The following is a 17,430-nucleotide window of genomic DNA, read 5'->3' on the forward strand; positions in this document are numbered from 1 at the left end:
TTTGTTTGTTAATGAAGTATTGTCTAATTATTGATATTGCCAAGTTTGTTTTTGTTTTTTATAAAAAAAGAAGCTGTTTTTTGATGAAATTGTAGCTCATTATTCGATTATAACTCCATTATTATAATTGGATTTTGTTGTCCCGTCTTTTTTATAAAGAATGCCGTTAAATTCATTGTTGTTTTTCCATTCTCCTACAAATTTTTCTCCATTGGCATAATACATCGTTCCTTGACCTGTGCGTTTATTTTTTTCAAAATGACCGATATAACTGTCTCCGTTAGGCCAGCTGTAGGTTCCTTGTCCTGCCCGATAGCCTTCTTTCCATTCTCCGGAATATTTTTCTTTGTTTTCGTATGAAATTGTTCCTTGTCCGTTCATTTGGGAGTTTTTAAATTCCCCAATGTATTTTTGTTTCGTATCAATGTAAGTTCCTTTGCCGTTATGCTTTCCGTCCTTCCAATAACCAGTATAATTTTCTCTTGTAACAGCATTTGTAGTTGTCCCTAAGCCATCAAATTTACCTTCTTTCCATTGACCACTATATTTCCAGCCATCTGTATAAGTTTCTATTCCTTGACCATTTGGTTTTCCCTCTTTAAATTGACCGGTGTAAACAGCTCCATTTGGGTATTTTCTAGTTCCTTGACCATTTGGTTTTCCCTCTTTAAAATCACCGGTATAAACATCACCATTTTGGTTTATTCTGGTTCCTTTACCATTATATTTAGTGCCAGTATACATTGAGTTTTTAATAAAAATAACAAATCCTAAGTCATTACCTATGCCAGAACTCCATTTGCCAGCATATTTAGTGCCATCTGATGTGTAAAAAACACCTTGTCCGTAGAATTTGTTGTCTTTCCATTCACCAACATATTTGTTGCCAATATTATAAATTATTGAGCCTTGCCCGAAAAACTGGCCCTCTTTAAAATTGCCAATATATTTAAATCCATTTTTAACTTCATAAGATCCGTATCCATCCAGTCGATTGTTTTTCCAATTGCCTTCGGCAATATTGCCATGAAAATTAGCTTTGCCTTTACCATTAGCTATTTTGGTTACTCCATCATATATAAATTCGCCTTTGTAGTAGCCACAGTTTTTAGGAAAAGGACAAATATTAATTGAGTCATTTTCATTTGTGGTGTATACTTTGTCTTCGTTGCTGGTGTTTTGTGCCTGACAAACAAGGTTAAAGAATACAATAAACAGGGATAAAGTTTTGGTCATTTTGGAATTGGTTTATAGTTTAAGTTATTCCAAATATAATAATTCTAAACCTTCTTTGTAAGAAAAAACTATTTTACATAAAAAATCCCGCCTTCTGTTGAAAACGGGACTTCTGATCGTATTTTGAAAAAACTATTTCTCTTTAATAAAATGCATATCCATTTGAGGAAACGGAATGTTGAGGTTGTAATCGGCAAATTTGTTATATACTTTTTCATTCATGTCAAAAAACACATTCCAGTAATCCGGACCATCTACCCATACTCTTACGGTAAAATTCACCGAACTGTCTGCCAGTGCAGAAAGTCCCATAAAAGGAGCAGGCTCTTTTAAAATTCGTTCATCCTGTGCAATGAAATCATTGATGGCTCTTTTAAAATTTTCAGTATCATCTCCATACGCAATCCCAAATGTCCAGTCTACTCTTCGTGTAGGTTCGGCAGAATAATTGATTAAAGCACCTGTGGAAAGCGGTCCGTTAGGGATGATGACTAATTTTTTATCAGGAGTATTGAGCATGGTAGAGAAAATAGTAATTTCTTTTACTGTTCCTGTAAATCCCTGAGCTTCGATAAAATCACCTAACCGGAAAGGTTTTAGAATTAAAATAATAACACCTCCGGCAAAATTCTGAAGGGTTCCTGATAATGCCATACCTACCGCTAAACCGGCAGCTCCCAGAATAGCTACAAAAGAAGTCATCTGAATGCCAATCATTCCCATTACCGTGATAGCTACTAATGCTTTAAGTACAATATTGGTTAAGCTTTTTAAGAATGGAATTAAAGAATGATCAATTCTTGATTTCTCCAGAGAGTTTCCCACTGCTTTAGTAATTATTCTGGTTGCCCATAAACCAATTACGAGAACTATAATTCCTCCAAGCAGTTTAGGTGCGTATTCAAAACCAAAGTCTATTGTTTTATCAATGTATTTGTTTACAAGAGTTACCTGTTGGTCTATAAGCATTTTAATTTTTTTTTTGTTTCTACTCGTCAGGCTTTTCGATTTCGCCCCGTTTTTTTTAGTGGTTACTGGACTCCACTTGATGAAATAAAATTATCTTAAACTCTTTTTAGTTGTCTTCCGGTTCGCCTAAATGATCTAAAACATCAATTTTAGGTTCAATAAATTCCTGTTCATTTGCCAGTGATTTGTTCAGTGTTAACACCAGACAAGGCAGTAACATTAAATTAGACAACATTCCAAAAGCAAGGGTAATAGCAATTAATCCGCCAAGGGCAACTGTTCCTCCAAAATCAGAAAGCATGAAGACAGAAAACCCCGCAAAAAGTACTACCGAAGTATAGAACATACTGATTCCGGATTCCTTAATTGTGGCAAAAACAGATTTTTTTATCTTCCAGTTGTTGTTTGTTAATTCCTGACGGTACTGTGCCAAAAAGTGAATCGTATCATCTACTGAAAGTCCGAATGCAATACTAAAAACCAATATAGTGGATGGTTTTAGAGGAATTCCAAAATAGCCCATTAATCCGGCAGTAATCATCAACGGAAGTAAATTGGGGATTAAAGAAACAACCACCATTTTGAAGGAACGGAACATGAAAACCATTAACAGTGAAATTAAAAATATCGCAAAAAGGATGGAACTTACCAGATTATCCAGTAAATATTTGGTTCCTTTTTCAAAAACCAGCGCTTTTCCGGTCATGGAAACTTTATAGCGGTCTTTAGGGAAGATAGTATTGATTTTAGCCCAGAGTCTGTCTTCGATTTTAGCCATGTTTCCGGTGCCGATGTCTTTCATAAAAGTGGTAATACGGGCTACTTGTCCCGTGCTGTCCACATAACTTTTCATGATGTTTTCTTGGGAATTTTTAGTTCCGTTTTTAGCATAGCCTAAAATGAAACTTTGTTCCTGCGAAGTCGGCAAATCATAATATTCCGGATTTCCATTATAATAGGCCTGCTTAGAATATTTAACCAGATTAAGAATCGAAATTGGCTTGGATAATTCAGGGATTTCTTCAATGGTTTTTTGAAATTCGTCCATTTTTCTCATGGTCGAAAGTTTCATTACCCCTTTTTTGCGTTGGGTATCAATAGTAATTTCTAAAGGCATGACACCATTGAATTCTTTTTCGAAAAACAAAATGTCTTTAAAAAAACCGGTGTTTTTCGGCATGTCTTCTATTAAACTTCCCGATGTCTGAATTTTTAAAGCACCGATACAGCTTATAAGAAATAAAAATATCGCCACAGCATAGACATATCTGCGGTTGTAGCGGACCATTTTTTCTATCCAGGAAATAAAAACTTTGGTGTAATTCCGGCTCAGGTGTTCTAAATGTTTGTCCTTAGGAACCGGCTGGTAGCTGTAATAAATTGGAATTACAATCAGGCATAAAAAGAATAAAGCAATAATACTTAACGAAGAAACAATACCAAATTCTTTTAATAATTCGCTTTGGGTGATGATAAAAGTAGCAAAACCCGCGGCAGTGGTTAAGTTAGTCATTAAAGTTGCTGTTCCCACCTTAGTAATTACCCGTTGTAAAGCACGTGCTTTGTTTCCGTGAGCACGAAATTCCTGCTGGTATTTATTGGTCAGAAAAATACAGTTGGGGATGCCGATAACAATAACCAATGAGGGAACAATAGCGGTAAGTACTGTAATTTCATAATGGAATAGTCCCAGTAATCCAAAAGTCCACATAACCCCTGTAATAACAATGAGCATCGAAATTAAAGTGGCACGGAAAGAGCGGAAAAAGAAAAAGAATATCAATGAAGTAATTAACAGAGAAGCCCCTATGAACAGACTAATTTCATCAGTTATACTTTTGGCATTCAGTGTTCGGATGTAAGGCATTCCCGAAACACGAAGGTCTACACCGGTTTCTTTTTCAAATGCTTCAATTTTAGGAATAAAATCATTTAAAATATAATCTTTTCGGGCGGCAGTATTTACAATTTCTTTATCCATGTAAATGGCTGAGCGAACCGTTTCTTTGTTGTTAAAAAGCAATCCCTCATAGAAAGGGAGTTTGGTAAACAAATCTTTTTTAAGGCTGTTCAGGTACGCCTGATCTTTCGTTTTACTCTGGTCTACAAAGGGAACCAGCTCAAAACTTTCTATTGCTTCGTTTTTTTGCAGCTTCTTTAAATCACTTACTGAGACTACTAAATCAATTTCTTTGTTCGATTTTAAATCCAGCATTAATTTATTCCAGGCAGTAAAAACTTTCGGGGTAAAGAAAACATCGTCTTTTACACCTACGACAATTAAATTTCCTTCTTCTCCAAATTCTTTTAAAAAAGCATTGTATTCTTTATTTATAATATTGTTGTCAGGAAGTAAATTAGCTTCAGTAAATGAAAAACGGATATTTTTCCATTGTAAACCTAAAAATAAAGTTATCAGAAAAATAAGGCCTAAAATGGCAATACGGTTTTTAAGTACAATTCGGGCTACAAATTCCCAAAATCCCACTTTTAATTTCTTTTTCATAAAGTTTTAAAATGGCTGCAAATGTAATGAAAACCATAGCAAAGGAGTAATTTTTTTGTAAATTTTAAATCAATTTTAGGGTTTTATCAGGCCTGTTTTTTTATTCTGAAATTAATATCAGCCGTGTAAATTCTATCAAAGAATTTAGCATCTTTGTGTGGAATTAAATCAATTATTGTGGCGATATGGTTTTGAAAAAATATAAAAATTCGTTGTTCTATTTTGGGGTTACGGGAGCCTTCTCGGTATTGATTTACTGGATCATCCAAAAAGGAAAATTATTGGAATTAAAGAAGTCAAATATTGCAGTTCATATTCAAAATGACTCTTTTAATGATTTTATAGATTCGATGCTGCATAATTTTAAAGATCCGCTGGCAATTTTACTGGCACAAATCGTTATGATTATCTTAACGGCACGAATTTTTGGATGGTTTTTTAAAAAAATCGGTCAGCCTACGGTTATTGGAGAAATAATCGCCGGAATAGTGCTGGGGCCTTCTCTGGTAGGGATGTATTTTCCGGAATTTTCAGCTGCATTATTTCCCGAAGAATCTTTAGGAAACCTCAAGTTTTTAAGTCAGATAGGTTTGATTCTTTTCATGTTTGTCATCGGAATGGAATTAGATGTAAAAGTCCTGAAAAATAAGGCTAGTGAGGCCATTGTTATCAGTCACGCCAGTATTATTATTCCTTTTGCTATGGGAATTGGCCTGTCTTATTTTGTCTACAATCAGTTTGCACCGGAAGGTGTCGAGTTTTTATCGTTCAGTCTCTTTATGGGCATTGCGATGAGTATTACCGCATTTCCTGTTCTGGCACGTATTGTTCAGGAACGCGGAATTCATAAAACACGTTTGGGTGCTATTGTGATTACCTGCGCTGCGGCCGATGATATAACCGCCTGGTGTTTGCTGGCTGTGGTAATTGCCATTGTAAAAGCGGGGGATTTTGTGGGATCACTTTATGTAATTTCGCTGGCTTTACTGTATGTTTTAACCATGCTTTATATCGTAAAACCTTTTTTGAAAAGGATAGGAGATTTGTATGCAGAAAAAGAAAATATCGGAAAACCCGTTATGGCTTTGTTTCTGTTGCTGCTGATTCTTTCCTCTTATGCCACTGAAGTAATAGGAATTCATGCGCTATTCGGAGGTTTTATGATGGGAGCTATAATGCCTGATATTGCTAAATTCCGAATGATATTTATTGAAAAAGTAGAAGATGTATCGGTGATATTATTGCTGCCGTTATTTTTTGTTTTTACCGGTCTGCATACTCAGGTGGGCTTAATTAATGATGTTTATTTATGGAAAGTGACCGGAGCTATTATTGCAGTGGCTGTCATAGGTAAGTTTTTAGGAAGTGCTTTTGCGGCGAGATTTGTAGGGCAAAATTGGCATGACAGTTTAACTATTGGTGCTTTAATGAATACCAGAGGTTTAATGGAACTGATTGTTTTGAACATCGGTTTGGAATTAAAGGTTCTGACACCGGAAGTTTTCACCATGATGGTCATTATGGCATTGGTTACTACTTTTATGACCGGACCTGCACTAAATGTACTTGGTTTTGTTTTTAAACATAAAAATGAAACAGAGTCCGTAGAAGTTGTTGATGAAAATAAATACCGGATTTTAATTTCGTTTGGGAATAATGAAAAAGGCAAATCATTACTGCGTCTGGCTAATAGTTTAACCAAAAAACAAAAATCAGCTTCGGTAATTACGGCAATGCATCTTTGTCAAAGTGATGAATTGCATTCATTTAATATGGAAGAAATAGAAAAAGAAAGTTTCGAACCTATATTTGATGAGTCTGAGCAGTTAGGGGTAAAACTGTTTTCTATTTTTAAAGTGACGAATGATATTGAAAATGAAATTGCCGATGTAGCTAATAATGGCGACTATGATTTGCTTTTAGTAGGTTTGGGAAAATCAATTTTTGAAGGGAGTTTGCTGGGAAAAGTGATTGGTTTTACTACCCGGATAATCAATCCCGACCGCTTGCTGGATAAATTCAAAGGAAAGGAGGGCTTATTTGAAAATTCTCCCTTTGATGAAAGAACAAGGCAAATCGTGGCCAAAACTAAAAAACCACTGGGAATTTTAATTGATAATGATTTTGAAGCATTAAATCAGGTTTTTGTACCACTTTTAAAATCAGATGATGCCATATTAATGGATTATGTTCAAAAGATGATTTTAAACAACAATTCTAAAATCAATATTCTGGACAGCAATGATTTTGTGAAAAATAATTTTGTGATTCAAAGTACAGTTGTTACTTTGTTGCAAAAATTCCCTAACAATATAACAGTAATTACAAATTCAGATTTGAATACTACTTTTTTTGAACAGCAGGATCTGATGCTGATTAGTTTAGAAAGCTGGAAAAGCATCATCGATAGTGAAGCAGACTGGTTAGTAAATGTTTCTTCTGTTTTAATTATAAAATCATAAAAGATGAGTTGGATTTTCTTGATAATAGGCGGATTGTTTGAAGTAGCTTTTGCTTCCTGTCTGGGTAAGGCCAAAGAAACGACCGGAATGGAATCGGTCTGGTGGATGATTGGTTTTTTACTGAGTTTAACAGTAAGTATGTTTTTATTGTATAAAGCTACACAGGAATTGCCTATTGGTACAGCTTATGCGGTCTGGACAGGAATAGGAGCTGTAGGAACTGTTTTAGTTGGAATTTTAGTGTTCAAAGAACCCGCTACTTTCTGGAGAATCTTTTTTATTGTAACACTTATAGCTTCTATCATCGGATTAAAATTTGTCTCGAATCATTAGAATCCTAAATTCAGTACAAAACTTAGTTTTATAGCAATATTGTCTTCAAATTTTGGCAGTTGATTAGGACCATAACGGTAAAAAGTGGTCAAACCCAGACCGTTGAAAATTTGATTCAATTCGATACCCGATTCGAAAAAGCCATCTTTCAGTGTTTTAAAATCCAGGCCGGCATGCTGCTCCGGATGATCTAAATTTCCCCAGGCTGCACGAGTCACTAACACAAGTGAAGGTTTTACTTTTTGAAATAAAGTAACACGGTTAAAAGCATGTTTGAATTGGAAAAAAGCATATTTATTAGAGAAAAATTCATTGAAAAACATCGTTTCAAAACTGTTTTTACCTCCAAAAGTAATTCTTTCAAGTATGGTTTCTTTAGTGATGTTGTTAGGTGAAGTATTGTATAAATGTGTAATAGGAATGTCGCCTAAAGCATAGCCCGCCTGAAGCAGCAAGCTGGTTTTCTGCCCATTTAAGTATTTCTTCTCATATTCAGTTTTGAAATCAAATTTGCTGAAATTAAAATCATTATCCCATAATCTCCCTAAGGACTGGCTGTATTGAAAACTGAATTTAGGGAAGCGTTTTTCGGTTTCAATCCGGTCGGTTGGGGTTTGCATAAAATCACTAAACGGGCTCCATTGTATAGAAACCATTGCGGTTGTCATGGTGTATGAAGTATGTAATTTTCCGTTATAAAGAAAAGCATAATTAAATTTAGGTTCAATCAGGCTGTGATTAACTTCCCAGATGCTTTCTGTTTTTGGAATTTTTCTGGTTTCAAAATAGGCTTTCCAACTTATATAATTATAAAAAGTACTGATGTTAATGGGTCTTGGATCGTATATTTTAAAAGGTTTTTTTTCGATTGAAAAAGTAGTGCTCGCAATTTCTCTGACATCATCAGTATAGGCAAAACCAAGCCAGGAATTGGTTTGTTTTTCAAGTCTTACCGCTGCGCCCAGACTACCTTTAAATATTCCGTCTTTAGTACCATAAGCATAATAACCTTCTACTCTGAAATTTTTCGAAAGACGTTCATTTGTAACACCTCCTAAGCCTAAACGGAATCCTTCGTAGTTGTTATAACTGAAAATTTTGCGTAAATCCATGTCAAAAAAACCAATGGGTAAATAGCCATTGATAATTTTCTTGCCTAAACGGACTCTGCTGGCAATTTTTTTTCTGGATGCGATGCTGTCTAATTCTATATAAGTTTGCTTGGAACGATTGTCAATACTGTCTTTGCGATATTTATTCCAGAAAGGTTCTGTTTTATCAAAGGCATTTTGTTCTATTTCTACGGCAAAATAAGGATTTTTTAGAACCGTTTTTTTGTTTTTTTCCAGGTCAAAATTATAGCTTTCTGAATGCAGGTAGATATAATCCGAAGGCTGCTTTTTTCGGGATTTAAAATCATCCACATCGCCGTCAAACTGAATGGTTCCTCCAAATATTCTGATGTCATCGTCATTTTTTCCTTTTATAATCCGAAAGTTTTTATGTACAGGAAACCAGATGTTTTCATCCGGGAAATATTCAAATTCATGATTGCTGCTAATGTTTAATAAGCCTCGAATCCGCAGGATAGCTTTTGCCACAGCATAACTGTTCTGATCAATATATAAAACACCTTCAAGCCCTTTGGACTTATTTTTCTTTTTATTTTTAAAATAAATCATATAGGAATTCCGACCGTTAATGGTGACGGTGTCCAGTAATTTATAATGATATTCTTCTACTGCATTATCGGCTATCGGACTGATGTATTTGGTTTCAAACAATTCGTATTTAGTATCATAAATAGAAAATGATTGCAGATTAAAAGACAGGATTTCGTATAAAGGCTGTTTTAAGCCTGCCATTTTAGTTCCTAAAATAGTTTCTTTTAAGGTGTTGTCGTCAAACTGAAATTGGGATACTTTTTCGGTTTGAAACAAATGCCGGGTGCTTACTGTATTCTTAAATTTGTAATTAGTGGAGTCAATTTTATAATATATGCCGTTTTTAGTTCTTTTAACAACAATAGAATCAATCTGCCCTGAAATAGAATCAGGATTTGCCGAAACAATGAGTTTGTTGTATGTTTTATACGTAAAGTGAGGCAGTCTCTTTTGCGGATTATTGTTGTCTTTGAGTGCAATTGTTTTTGTTATAACAGATAAAGCCGCATTTTCGGGATTAATTACAACTTCGTTTAAATGATCCGTTTGTTGTTTCAGGGAGATGTTATAAAAGCTATTGTTTCTTTGAACAGTCGTTTTATTGGTATTATAACCAATATAAGAAACTGTGAAAAAAGTAATAGGGCTCAGCGAACTAACAGAAAATTTTCCATCTACATCAGTAACACTGCTAATGCCGTTATTAGTAGTAATAGTAGCAAAAGCTAATGCCTGATTAGAAACAGATTCTTTTACAATTCCGTTGATTTGAAATTGTGCCTGAAGCGAAACCGTGAACAAAAGGAATAAGAGAAGCTGCTTCATAAGGGATATTTGTATCAAAACGCCTGTAAAGCCGTTTTGGTATCGCAAAAGTAATAATAAAAAATCCGTCCTGATAAACTATCGGAACGGATTTTTAAAGTTGTTTTTTTGAAAATCAGACTTTCATAATTTCTGCTTCTTTTAAAACAAGAAGTTCATCTATTTTTTTGATATAGGTATTGGTCAGATTTTGAACATCTTCTTCGGCACTTTTACAAATGTCTTCTGATGTTCCTTCTTTTTCCAGTTTTTTAATATCCGTATTGGCATCTTTTCGCGCATTTCTAATCCCGATTTTAGCATCTTCGGCTTCTGCTTTAGCTTGTTTTGCCAGTTCGCGACGACGGTCTTCTGTCAAAGGAGGTACGCTGATAATAATTACGTCTCCGTTGTTCATAGGATTGAAACCAAGATTTGCCACCATAATGGCTTTTTCAATAGTTTGCAGCATGTTTTTTTCAAAAGGCTGTAAAGTGATGGTTCGGGCATCCGGAACACTTATTTTAGCAACCTGATTTAACGGTGTGGATGAGCCATAATAATCCACAAAAACACTTCCTAACATAGCAGGAGAAGCTTTTCCGGCACGAATATTTAGAAATTCTTTTTCTAAATGAGCGATAGAACCTTCCATAGATTCTTGTGTGCTATCTAATATAAATTCAATTTCTTCAGTCATTTTTTTAGATTTTAGATTTTAGATTCCGGATTTTTCTGTTATCTGAAAACTGCTTTCTGCTAATTAAATATTTACTACTGTTCCAATATTTTCCCCATCGCAGATTTTTTCTAAGTTTCCGTTTTGGTTCATATCAAAAATTAAAATAGGTAGTTTATTTTCCTGGCTTAAAGTAAAAGCTGTAGTATCCATTACATTTAATCCTTTTTTAATTACATCGTCAAAAGAAATGTAGTCAAATTTCACTGCCGAAGCATTTTTCTCCGGATCACAATCGTAAACTCCGTCTACGCGGGTTCCTTTCAGGATTACATCAGCATTGATTTCAATTCCACGTAAAACAGCGGCTGTGTCAGTAGTGAAGTATGGATTTCCCGTTCCGGCACCAAAAATTACAATTCTTCCTTTTTCCAGATGGCGGTCGGCTCTTCTTTTAATATAAGGTTCAGCAATAGATTCCATCTTTAAGGCGGTCTGCAGACGTGTTTTCATGCCTTTTTCTTCCAGAGCACCTTGTAAAGCCATTCCGTTAATCACGGTAGCAAGCATTCCCATATAATCTCCCTGCACTCTGTCCATTCCGTTGCTGGCTCCTGCAACACCTCTAAAGATGTTTCCTCCCCCTATTACGATGGCAATTTCTACACCTTTGTCGTGAACTTTTTTGATTTCTTCAGCATATTCAGCTAATCTTACAGGATCTATTCCGTATTGACGTTCTCCCATTAATGCTTCTCCGCTTAATTTTAGAAGAATTCTTTTGTATTTCATGTCTTTGTTGCGTTGATTGGTGCAAATATAGGGATATTCTTTTTTTCTGAAATAGGCCGACTTAAATTTTATAAATTTTGTTTTCGTAACTGTATTTTGCCGCCTGGTAACCCAGATTAAAAATGGTGTCCATTTTAACTTTATTAGTTTCAAAAGTGCTGTAGATGCTTAGTTCCTTAGGCTGGATAATCCAGTCACACTGTATAAATTTAGTGCTGTTGGAATTTTCAGAAAGGATATCAAAAGCTCTGGTTGTGACTGCCCGGATGGAATTTAAATCTTTGGCCGTGATCATGTTTATCGGGCTTACATATACACCAATAATCATGTCGCAGCTTTCTCGTATTAAATCAGTGGGAAAATGATTTAAGATACCACCATCGCTGTAATAATTTTCATTAATTTCATAGGGTGAAATTATTCCCGGAAAAGAGCAGGAAGCAATTAAGGCGTCAACAATTCTGGTTTCAGGTTCAAATATTTTTAACTTACCTTTAATCATATCAGTAGCAGTGATTTGGGTTGGGATTTGTAAATCACTTATTCTGGCGTCTTCAAAAACCACATGAAAATAATCTCTGAAAGCTTCTGAATCGATTAGTCCTGCTTTAATAAAAGTAATATGTCTCCAGTGAAATAAATAAATTGATTTGAAAAAGCTTAAAATTTCTTCAGGTGTTTTTCCCCAGGCATACATGGCTCCCACAATCGAACCAGCACTGGTTCCTGCAATTTGATTAGGACGAATGTTTTTTTCTTCTAAAAATTTGATAGCACCCGCATGGGCTAAACCTTTTGTTCCGCCGCCTGAAAGCGCCAGTCCAATTGATTTTGAATTTAAGTTCATCTTTTTGCAATTTTTATAAAAATACACTTTTTAGTTATTAGGAAGTGATTTTTTTCATTTTTCATTCACTATATTTAGCTTAACTTTACTCAAAACATTAGCAAAATATGATACAGTCCATTGCCCGTGCCTTATTCAATAGTTACTCTTATTCAGAATACAGAAAATTAATAACCGACTTATTAAAAGATGGTAAATCTACAGGAAACGAACAGTCAGAAGAATTAACAAATTACAGCAGTCTCAACGAAACCCGGATGAATCGTTTAGAGAAAACGATGAAACTTTCAGATGATTATAGTAACAGTCTCGGTTCTTTGAAAAATGAGTATATCTGGCTGGTTATTTCTGAAGGCTGGTGTGGTGATGCAGCGCAATTGTTGCCCATTTTTGATAAAATGGTTGATGCTTCGAATGGAAAAATTGAAATGAGAATTGTTCTGAGAGATGATAATTTAGAATTAATGGATCATTTTCTAACCAATAAAGGCAGAGCCATTCCTAAACTGATTGTTATCAATAAAAAAACCTCGGTTGCACTAGCGCATTGGGGACCAAGACCAAAAGGAGCTGCGGATCTTATTGCTAATTACAGAAAAGAACATAAAGTTTTTGATGAAACCATAAAAACCGAATTGCAGTTATGGTATTTACATGATAAAGGAATTTCAACTCAGGCAGAAATTATAGATATGATGCTGGATTTAGACAAGGAGAATGTGGAGAATTAGTGAGCTTTTTTGTTTTGTAGACTTTACGTGATTTTTTATAGAAATTATACCCAATAACCATGAAGAATTTTATTTTGTAGCATCGCTAAAATAAACGGAGATATAATTATCAGAACAATAATAATAAAACCAAGGCATTTTGCTGTTTTACTATTTAAAAAAGTATCATTTTTATAATGGTCATATATTTTATGGTATCTTTTCTTATGATAAAAAAGAAAATAAACTATCAAAATGCTAGTCATTGAAATAATGAAACTTTTAAATCCACTTATTTTCATTTTTTGGTATGAGGGGTCAATATAACCGATTAGATTAATCATTGATAATTCAACACAATAAAATGAAACTGTAAATATTCCGCCAACAGTTAAATTAGGGATGTCATCTTTGTATTCTCCATGTTTATAATAAGAATTGTAAATAATGTAAAATAATCTGATCATAATTTTCTTAAAATGGATATTTTAAATTTCTAATTAGATATCGCAGTTTTCTTGGTTAGAAATTCGGCTCTTTCTTCTAATTCTTTTTTGGTGAGCTCCTGTTTGATAATGTTTTCAGGAGTAGTTACAGTGTAATCTTGGGATTTGTACATTTTATCATCTAAAGCAATCAAGCCTTTATTTGTTTGGAAAAATGGGTTTAATTTTTTTGTAATTCGTCGGTCTAAATGTTTTTTTTTATCTGGAAAAACATCTTTCATATAAGCTTTATAGTAAATTTGAAAAAAAAGGTGGTATTGATTATCTACACTTTTTTCTAAAATTCCTAAATACTCTGTTGGTAAAACGGTTTGCCCAATTTTTACGTTGATAGCGTCTTTTTTAAACCCTGCATATTTGGCATAAGTACCGTCTTCATGTTCTATTATAATGGAATTTCTTTTTTCGTAAAATATGTCAAAACTTTTGGGATCAAAATCGTATTCATTTTCTATTTCAATAACAATACCTTTTCTCATAACGTGTATTGTTTGATTTTGAGTGGATTCTGAATAATTAATAGGTGTGATATAATTATTATCGCCCTCAGCAAGTTGGCTCATAAGAGTCATAATTGACCATATACTAATATTTCCGCCCTTCTTGAAAGGTAATAAATACTTGAAATTTTTATCAATATCAGGTTTTGGATTTCCTTTTATGAAATAAGGCTCACAAATAAATTTTATCTTTTTCTCTGGTTTAATGGGTTTTAGTTTGAATAAAAATCCGGAGTTTTCTTTAATATTTCCTTCATAAAAATATTTATCAGTGTTTTTAAGTGATTCAAATTTTACAATAAGATGGTAAGTTCCGGGACTGCTTTTTTGATAATAAAAATCACAGCTGTTATCAGGATTTCTAGTGTAAGTAACACGAACGCCTTCTATTTGTCCATAAGAGTTTAAAGCAAAACATAAAAAAATCAATAAAATAATTATTCTGCCATTCATGTCTGATTTTTATTAGTTACTATTGGTTGAAACAAATCTAATAAAAAACAGAATCAATAATTATTTTTTTGTAGTATTTTTTTTAAAACAAAAAAAACGGTGATTTGAATTATAGCTTTTCTATATTTTGTTTTTACAGAATGATTTCACTTAGAATTTAATCCTAAAGACTCTTCAAACAAGTTAACATCAATCGCATTTTTTACATCAAAATCGCCAATTTTTGTTCGTCTTAGAACGGTTAAGTGCGAACCGGAATTCAGGGCTTTCCCAAAATCAAATGCCAGTGAACGAATGTAAGTTCCTTTGCTGCAAACGACTCTGAAGTCGATTTCAGGAAGTGCAATTCGGGTGATTTCAAATTCGTGAATGGTGGTTTTTCTGCTGGCAATTTCTATTTCTTCTCCGGCACGGGCATGTTCATACAGGCGTTTTCCGTCTTTTTTAATTGCCGAAAAAATAGGTGGTTTTTGGTCAATTTCACCTAAAAACTGTTTCACCGCTTCGTGAATTAGAGCCTCATCAATATGTGCTGTTGGGAAAGTGGCATCAATTTCGGTTTCTAAATCATAAGATGGAGTAGTGGCTCCTATGTGAAACGTTCCCGTATATTCTTTGGCCTGTCCCTGAAGTTCAGCAATTTTTTTGGTAAACTTTCCGGTGCAGATTAAAAGTAATCCTGTGGCTAGAGGATCTAAAGTTCCTGCATGACCTATTTTGAACTTTTTAGGCAATCCCACTTTGTTAATCAGCAGGTATTTTAATTTATTAACTGCCTGAAACGAACTCCATTTTAAAGGTTTGTCTATCAGTAAAATTTGTCCGTCTAAATATTCTTCGGTTGTCATTATAATATGCTAAGCGGATGAATAAAAAAGTGAATCAATAACAAAGCGATTCCGGCAATTATTCGGTAATAACCAAAAACTTTAAATCCGTTTTTCGTTAAAAATCCAATAAAGGTTTTAATAGCTAAAAGTGCTACAATAAAAGCGACCACATTGCCAATGATTAACAAGTTAGTTTGCTCATCAGTTAATACAAAACCGTCTTTGTAATAATCATAGCATTTTTTTGCAGTAGCTCCAAACATGGTAGGTACAGCCAGAAAAAAAGAAAATTCGGCTGCTGATGTTCTGGATAATTTTTGAGACATTCCTCCCACAATACTGGCTCCACTTCGGGAAACTCCCGGAATCATGGCTAAACACTGGAAAAAACCAATTTTGATGGCTTGTGAATAACTGATTTCCTGTGAAGTTTCGGTAGTATCAGGATTGTTAAACCAGTCGTCTACCTTTAGCAGAATAATCCCTCCAATTAAAAGCGAAATGGCAACCGTTACCGGATTTTCTAATAAACCATCGATAAAATCACTTAACAATAAGCCTAAAACTACCGCAGGAATAAAGGCAACCAATAATTTAAAATAGAAATCAAAAGATTGAAAAAAGCGTCTGAAATAAAGAATTATAACTGAAAGTATCGCTCCTAACTGGATGACGATAGTAAAAAGTTTTGTAAAATCGTCCTGTGCAATTCCGTAAAAGGAAGAAGCGATAATCATGTGTCCGGTAGAAGAAACAGGAAGAAACTCAGTAATTCCTTCTATTATTGCAAGAACAATAGCTTGTAATGTATTCATTTAATTTAGATTTTAGATTTTAGAATTCAGATTTTAGTTGTTACTAACTGATCACTAAATACTGAACACTGAATACTATTTCTTTGGATTTTTTAAAATGGCATAAATAGTAATTCCAAAACCAATTAAAACAGTAGTAGGCGCTAATCGAATTCTCCTGAAATTAAAGATAGCGTCGCTGTACACTTTTGGGTCATCACTGCCGCCACCTGACATTAAAATAAATCCAAGGGCAATTACTCCAATTCCTATCAAAAGGATTTTGTAGTTTACTTTGTCAAATAAAAATTCGTGTTTATCGTCTTTCATTTTTTATTGCGAGGAACGAAGCAATCTCATTCCGTTTTTTTTAAGTTATTATTTCTAATTCTAAAATCTGAATTTGCAATCTGAAATTAATAAAGATCGTCAGTTCTGAGGTTTAAGAATCGCTGGGTAGCAAAATGAGTACTTAACCAGGTGATTAAAACGCCAAATCCGAAAACAGCAGCAAAAACCAATACAATCAAAGTCTTATCTTCTACGATTCCCAGTTCCGGAAAGTTAGCATTTACATAAGATAAAAGCCCAATTAATGCTAAAATTGCTAAAGCCGCTCCAAGCATTCCTAATTTTACGCTTCGCATTACAAATGGTTTGCGGATGAATGCTTTGGTAGCACCTACCATCTGCATGGTTTTGATAATAAACCGGTTAGAGTAAATAGAAAGTCTCAGTGAACTATTGATTAGCAATACCGCTATGAAAGTAAGGAATCCGCTGATTACTAAAATCCACATACTTACTTTTCTTATGTTTTCATTTACCAGATTGACTAATTGTTTGTCATAAACAATATCCGAAATCACCGGATTAGTACGCAAGTTTTGTTCTATTTTAGCAACAGAGTCTTTTTCTACATATAAAGCTTTAAGATGGATATCATAAGAATTCTGCAACGGATTCTCGCCCAGAAAAGTTAAAAAATCCTCACCAATGATATCCGTATGCTGTTTAGCTGCGGCTTCCTTACTGACATACGTAATGGATTTTGCATAAGGAGCTTTTTTTAATTCGGCTCCAAAACTTTTTAAGATAGTGTCATTAGCTTCGTTTTTAAAGAAAACCGTCATGGCAATTTTTTCTTTAAAATCGTCTGCTAACTTTTTAGAATTAATAATAAAAAGTCCTAATGTTCCCAGCAGAAATAACACTAAGAATATACTCAATACTACCGAAAAATAAGAGGAAATTAACCTGCGTTTTTGAAACTTATCAAATGAAGAACTCATAGCTTACTTTAATTATGGGGTAAAAATAATAAAGTATTTCTTTAATATGAAGT

15 protein-coding genes are annotated in these 17,430 nt (G+C 34.0%); 3 read left to right on the top strand and 12 right to left on the bottom strand.

The window, feature by feature from the left end; genetic code table 11:
* Positions 1-99 precede the first annotated feature (99 nt).
* The 3 genes from ACSV4D_RS10660 to ACSV4D_RS10670 all read right to left on the bottom strand — a co-directional run bounded on the left by ACSV4D_RS10660 (position 100) and on the right by ACSV4D_RS10670 (position 4,711).
* Positions 100-1,236: an MORN repeat-containing protein gene (locus ACSV4D_RS10660; RefSeq protein WP_439228267.1), complete on the bottom strand. Its 1,137-nt coding sequence runs from the start codon at positions 1,234-1,236 to the stop codon at positions 100-102.
* Between the two features lie 132 nt (positions 1,237-1,368).
* On the bottom strand, positions 1,369-2,205 hold the full coding sequence (locus tag ACSV4D_RS10665) for a mechanosensitive ion channel family protein (RefSeq protein ID WP_439228268.1): 837 nt from the start codon (positions 2,203-2,205) through the stop codon (positions 1,369-1,371).
* Between the two features lie 106 nt (positions 2,206-2,311).
* Positions 2,312-4,711, bottom strand: coding sequence for an efflux RND transporter permease subunit (locus ACSV4D_RS10670; protein WP_439228269.1), 2,400 nt, complete (start codon positions 4,709-4,711; stop codon positions 2,312-2,314).
* Between the two features lie 191 nt (positions 4,712-4,902).
* Between ACSV4D_RS10670 and ACSV4D_RS10675 the strand changes: the two genes are divergently transcribed.
* On the top strand, positions 4,903-7,173 hold the full coding sequence (locus ACSV4D_RS10675; RefSeq protein WP_439228294.1) for a cation:proton antiporter: 2,271 nt from the start codon (positions 4,903-4,905) through the stop codon (positions 7,171-7,173).
* A 3-nt stretch (positions 7,174-7,176) separates the two neighbouring features.
* Positions 7,177-7,506, top strand: coding sequence for a DMT family transporter (locus ACSV4D_RS10680; protein WP_439228270.1), 330 nt, complete (start codon positions 7,177-7,179; stop codon positions 7,504-7,506).
* On the opposite strand, the gene ACSV4D_RS10685 is transcribed toward ACSV4D_RS10680, so the two are convergent.
* The 4 genes from ACSV4D_RS10685 to ACSV4D_RS10700 all read right to left on the bottom strand — a co-directional run bounded on the left by ACSV4D_RS10685 (position 7,503) and on the right by ACSV4D_RS10700 (position 12,292).
* A complete protein-coding gene (locus tag ACSV4D_RS10685; RefSeq protein WP_439228271.1) occupies positions 7,503-9,995 on the bottom strand; it encodes a DUF5686 family protein in 2,493 nt (830 codons plus the stop codon). The two genes, ACSV4D_RS10680 and ACSV4D_RS10685, sit on opposite strands and share 4 nt — an antisense overlap.
* A 115-nt stretch (positions 9,996-10,110) precedes the next feature.
* Complete coding sequence (gene frr, locus ACSV4D_RS10690; protein ID WP_408079845.1) at positions 10,111-10,674, bottom strand: ribosome recycling factor; 564 nt, start codon at positions 10,672-10,674, stop codon at positions 10,111-10,113.
* Between the two features lie 63 nt (positions 10,675-10,737).
* Positions 10,738-11,445, bottom strand: a complete 708-nt coding sequence (pyrH, locus tag ACSV4D_RS10695) for a UMP kinase (RefSeq protein ID WP_408079843.1) — start codon at positions 11,443-11,445, stop codon at positions 10,738-10,740.
* 61 nt (positions 11,446-11,506) lie between these two features.
* Positions 11,507-12,292, bottom strand: coding sequence for a patatin-like phospholipase family protein (locus ACSV4D_RS10700; RefSeq protein WP_439228272.1), 786 nt, complete (start codon positions 12,290-12,292; stop codon positions 11,507-11,509).
* A 107-nt stretch (positions 12,293-12,399) separates the two neighbouring features.
* Here ACSV4D_RS10700 and ACSV4D_RS10705 point away from each other — a divergent pair, with 107 nt between their 5' ends.
* Positions 12,400-13,023 (top strand): thioredoxin family protein, encoded by a 624-nt coding sequence (locus ACSV4D_RS10705; protein WP_408079840.1) that lies wholly within the window; start codon positions 12,400-12,402, stop codon positions 13,021-13,023.
* 475 nt (positions 13,024-13,498) lie between these two features.
* Here ACSV4D_RS10705 and ACSV4D_RS10710 read toward each other — a convergent pair whose 3' ends face one another.
* The 5 genes from ACSV4D_RS10710 to ACSV4D_RS10730 all read right to left on the bottom strand — a co-directional run bounded on the left by ACSV4D_RS10710 (position 13,499) and on the right by ACSV4D_RS10730 (position 17,377).
* The gene (locus ACSV4D_RS10710) at positions 13,499-14,461 is read right to left on the bottom strand and encodes a peptidoglycan DD-metalloendopeptidase family protein (protein WP_439228273.1); all 963 of its coding nucleotides are present in this window, start codon (positions 14,459-14,461) and stop codon (positions 13,499-13,501) included.
* Between the two features lie 146 nt (positions 14,462-14,607).
* A complete protein-coding gene (gene truB, locus ACSV4D_RS10715; protein ID WP_439228274.1) occupies positions 14,608-15,309 on the bottom strand; it encodes a tRNA pseudouridine(55) synthase TruB in 702 nt (233 codons plus the stop codon).
* Positions 15,309-16,106, bottom strand: coding sequence for an undecaprenyl-diphosphate phosphatase (locus tag ACSV4D_RS10720; protein WP_439228275.1), 798 nt, complete (start codon positions 16,104-16,106; stop codon positions 15,309-15,311). The genes truB and ACSV4D_RS10720 overlap by 1 nt, the downstream gene beginning before the upstream one ends.
* Positions 16,107-16,181: 75 nt before the next feature.
* On the bottom strand, positions 16,182-16,415 hold the full coding sequence (locus ACSV4D_RS10725) for a DUF3098 domain-containing protein (protein ID WP_408079833.1): 234 nt from the start codon (positions 16,413-16,415) through the stop codon (positions 16,182-16,184).
* Between the two features lie 86 nt (positions 16,416-16,501).
* Positions 16,502-17,377 carry a cell division protein FtsX gene (locus ACSV4D_RS10730; protein ID WP_439228276.1) on the bottom strand — a complete coding sequence of 292 codons (876 nt, stop codon included), beginning with the start codon at positions 17,375-17,377 and terminating at the stop codon, positions 16,502-16,504.
* Positions 17,378-17,430: the final 53 nt, after the last annotated feature.

Source organism: Flavobacterium sp. ARAG 55.4, assembly GCF_051846875.1.
GTDB lineage: Bacteria > Bacteroidota > Bacteroidia > Flavobacteriales > Flavobacteriaceae > Flavobacterium > Flavobacterium plantiphilum.

Coding starts and splice junctions, on each gene's coding strand:
- ACSV4D_RS10680 (WP_439228270.1), top strand. CDS start 7,177: ATGAGTTGGATTTTCTTGATAATAGGCGGATTGTTTGAAGTAGCTTTT.
- ACSV4D_RS10705 (WP_408079840.1), top strand. CDS start 12,400: ATGATACAGTCCATTGCCCGTGCCTTATTCAATAGTTACTCTTATTCA.
- ACSV4D_RS10730 (WP_439228276.1), bottom strand. CDS start 17,377: ATGAGTTCTTCATTTGATAAGTTTCAAAAACGCAGGTTAATTTCCTCT.
- ACSV4D_RS10700 (WP_439228272.1), bottom strand. CDS start 12,292: ATGAACTTAAATTCAAAATCAATTGGACTGGCGCTTTCAGGCGGCGGA.
- ACSV4D_RS10710 (WP_439228273.1), bottom strand. CDS start 14,461: ATGAATGGCAGAATAATTATTTTATTGATTTTTTTATGTTTTGCTTTA.
- ACSV4D_RS10660 (WP_439228267.1), bottom strand. CDS start 1,236: ATGACCAAAACTTTATCCCTGTTTATTGTATTCTTTAACCTTGTTTGT.
- pyrH (WP_408079843.1), bottom strand. CDS start 11,445: ATGAAATACAAAAGAATTCTTCTAAAATTAAGCGGAGAAGCATTAATG.
- ACSV4D_RS10665 (WP_439228268.1), bottom strand. CDS start 2,205: ATGCTTATAGACCAACAGGTAACTCTTGTAAACAAATACATTGATAAA.
- ACSV4D_RS10670 (WP_439228269.1), bottom strand. CDS start 4,711: ATGAAAAAGAAATTAAAAGTGGGATTTTGGGAATTTGTAGCCCGAATT.
- ACSV4D_RS10685 (WP_439228271.1), bottom strand. CDS start 9,995: ATGAAGCAGCTTCTCTTATTCCTTTTGTTCACGGTTTCGCTTCAGGCA.
- truB (WP_439228274.1), bottom strand. CDS start 15,309: ATGACAACCGAAGAATATTTAGACGGACAAATTTTACTGATAGACAAA.
- ACSV4D_RS10720 (WP_439228275.1), bottom strand. CDS start 16,106: ATGAATACATTACAAGCTATTGTTCTTGCAATAATAGAAGGAATTACT.
- ACSV4D_RS10725 (WP_408079833.1), bottom strand. CDS start 16,415: ATGAAAGACGATAAACACGAATTTTTATTTGACAAAGTAAACTACAAA.
- frr (WP_408079845.1), bottom strand. CDS start 10,674: ATGACTGAAGAAATTGAATTTATATTAGATAGCACACAAGAATCTATG.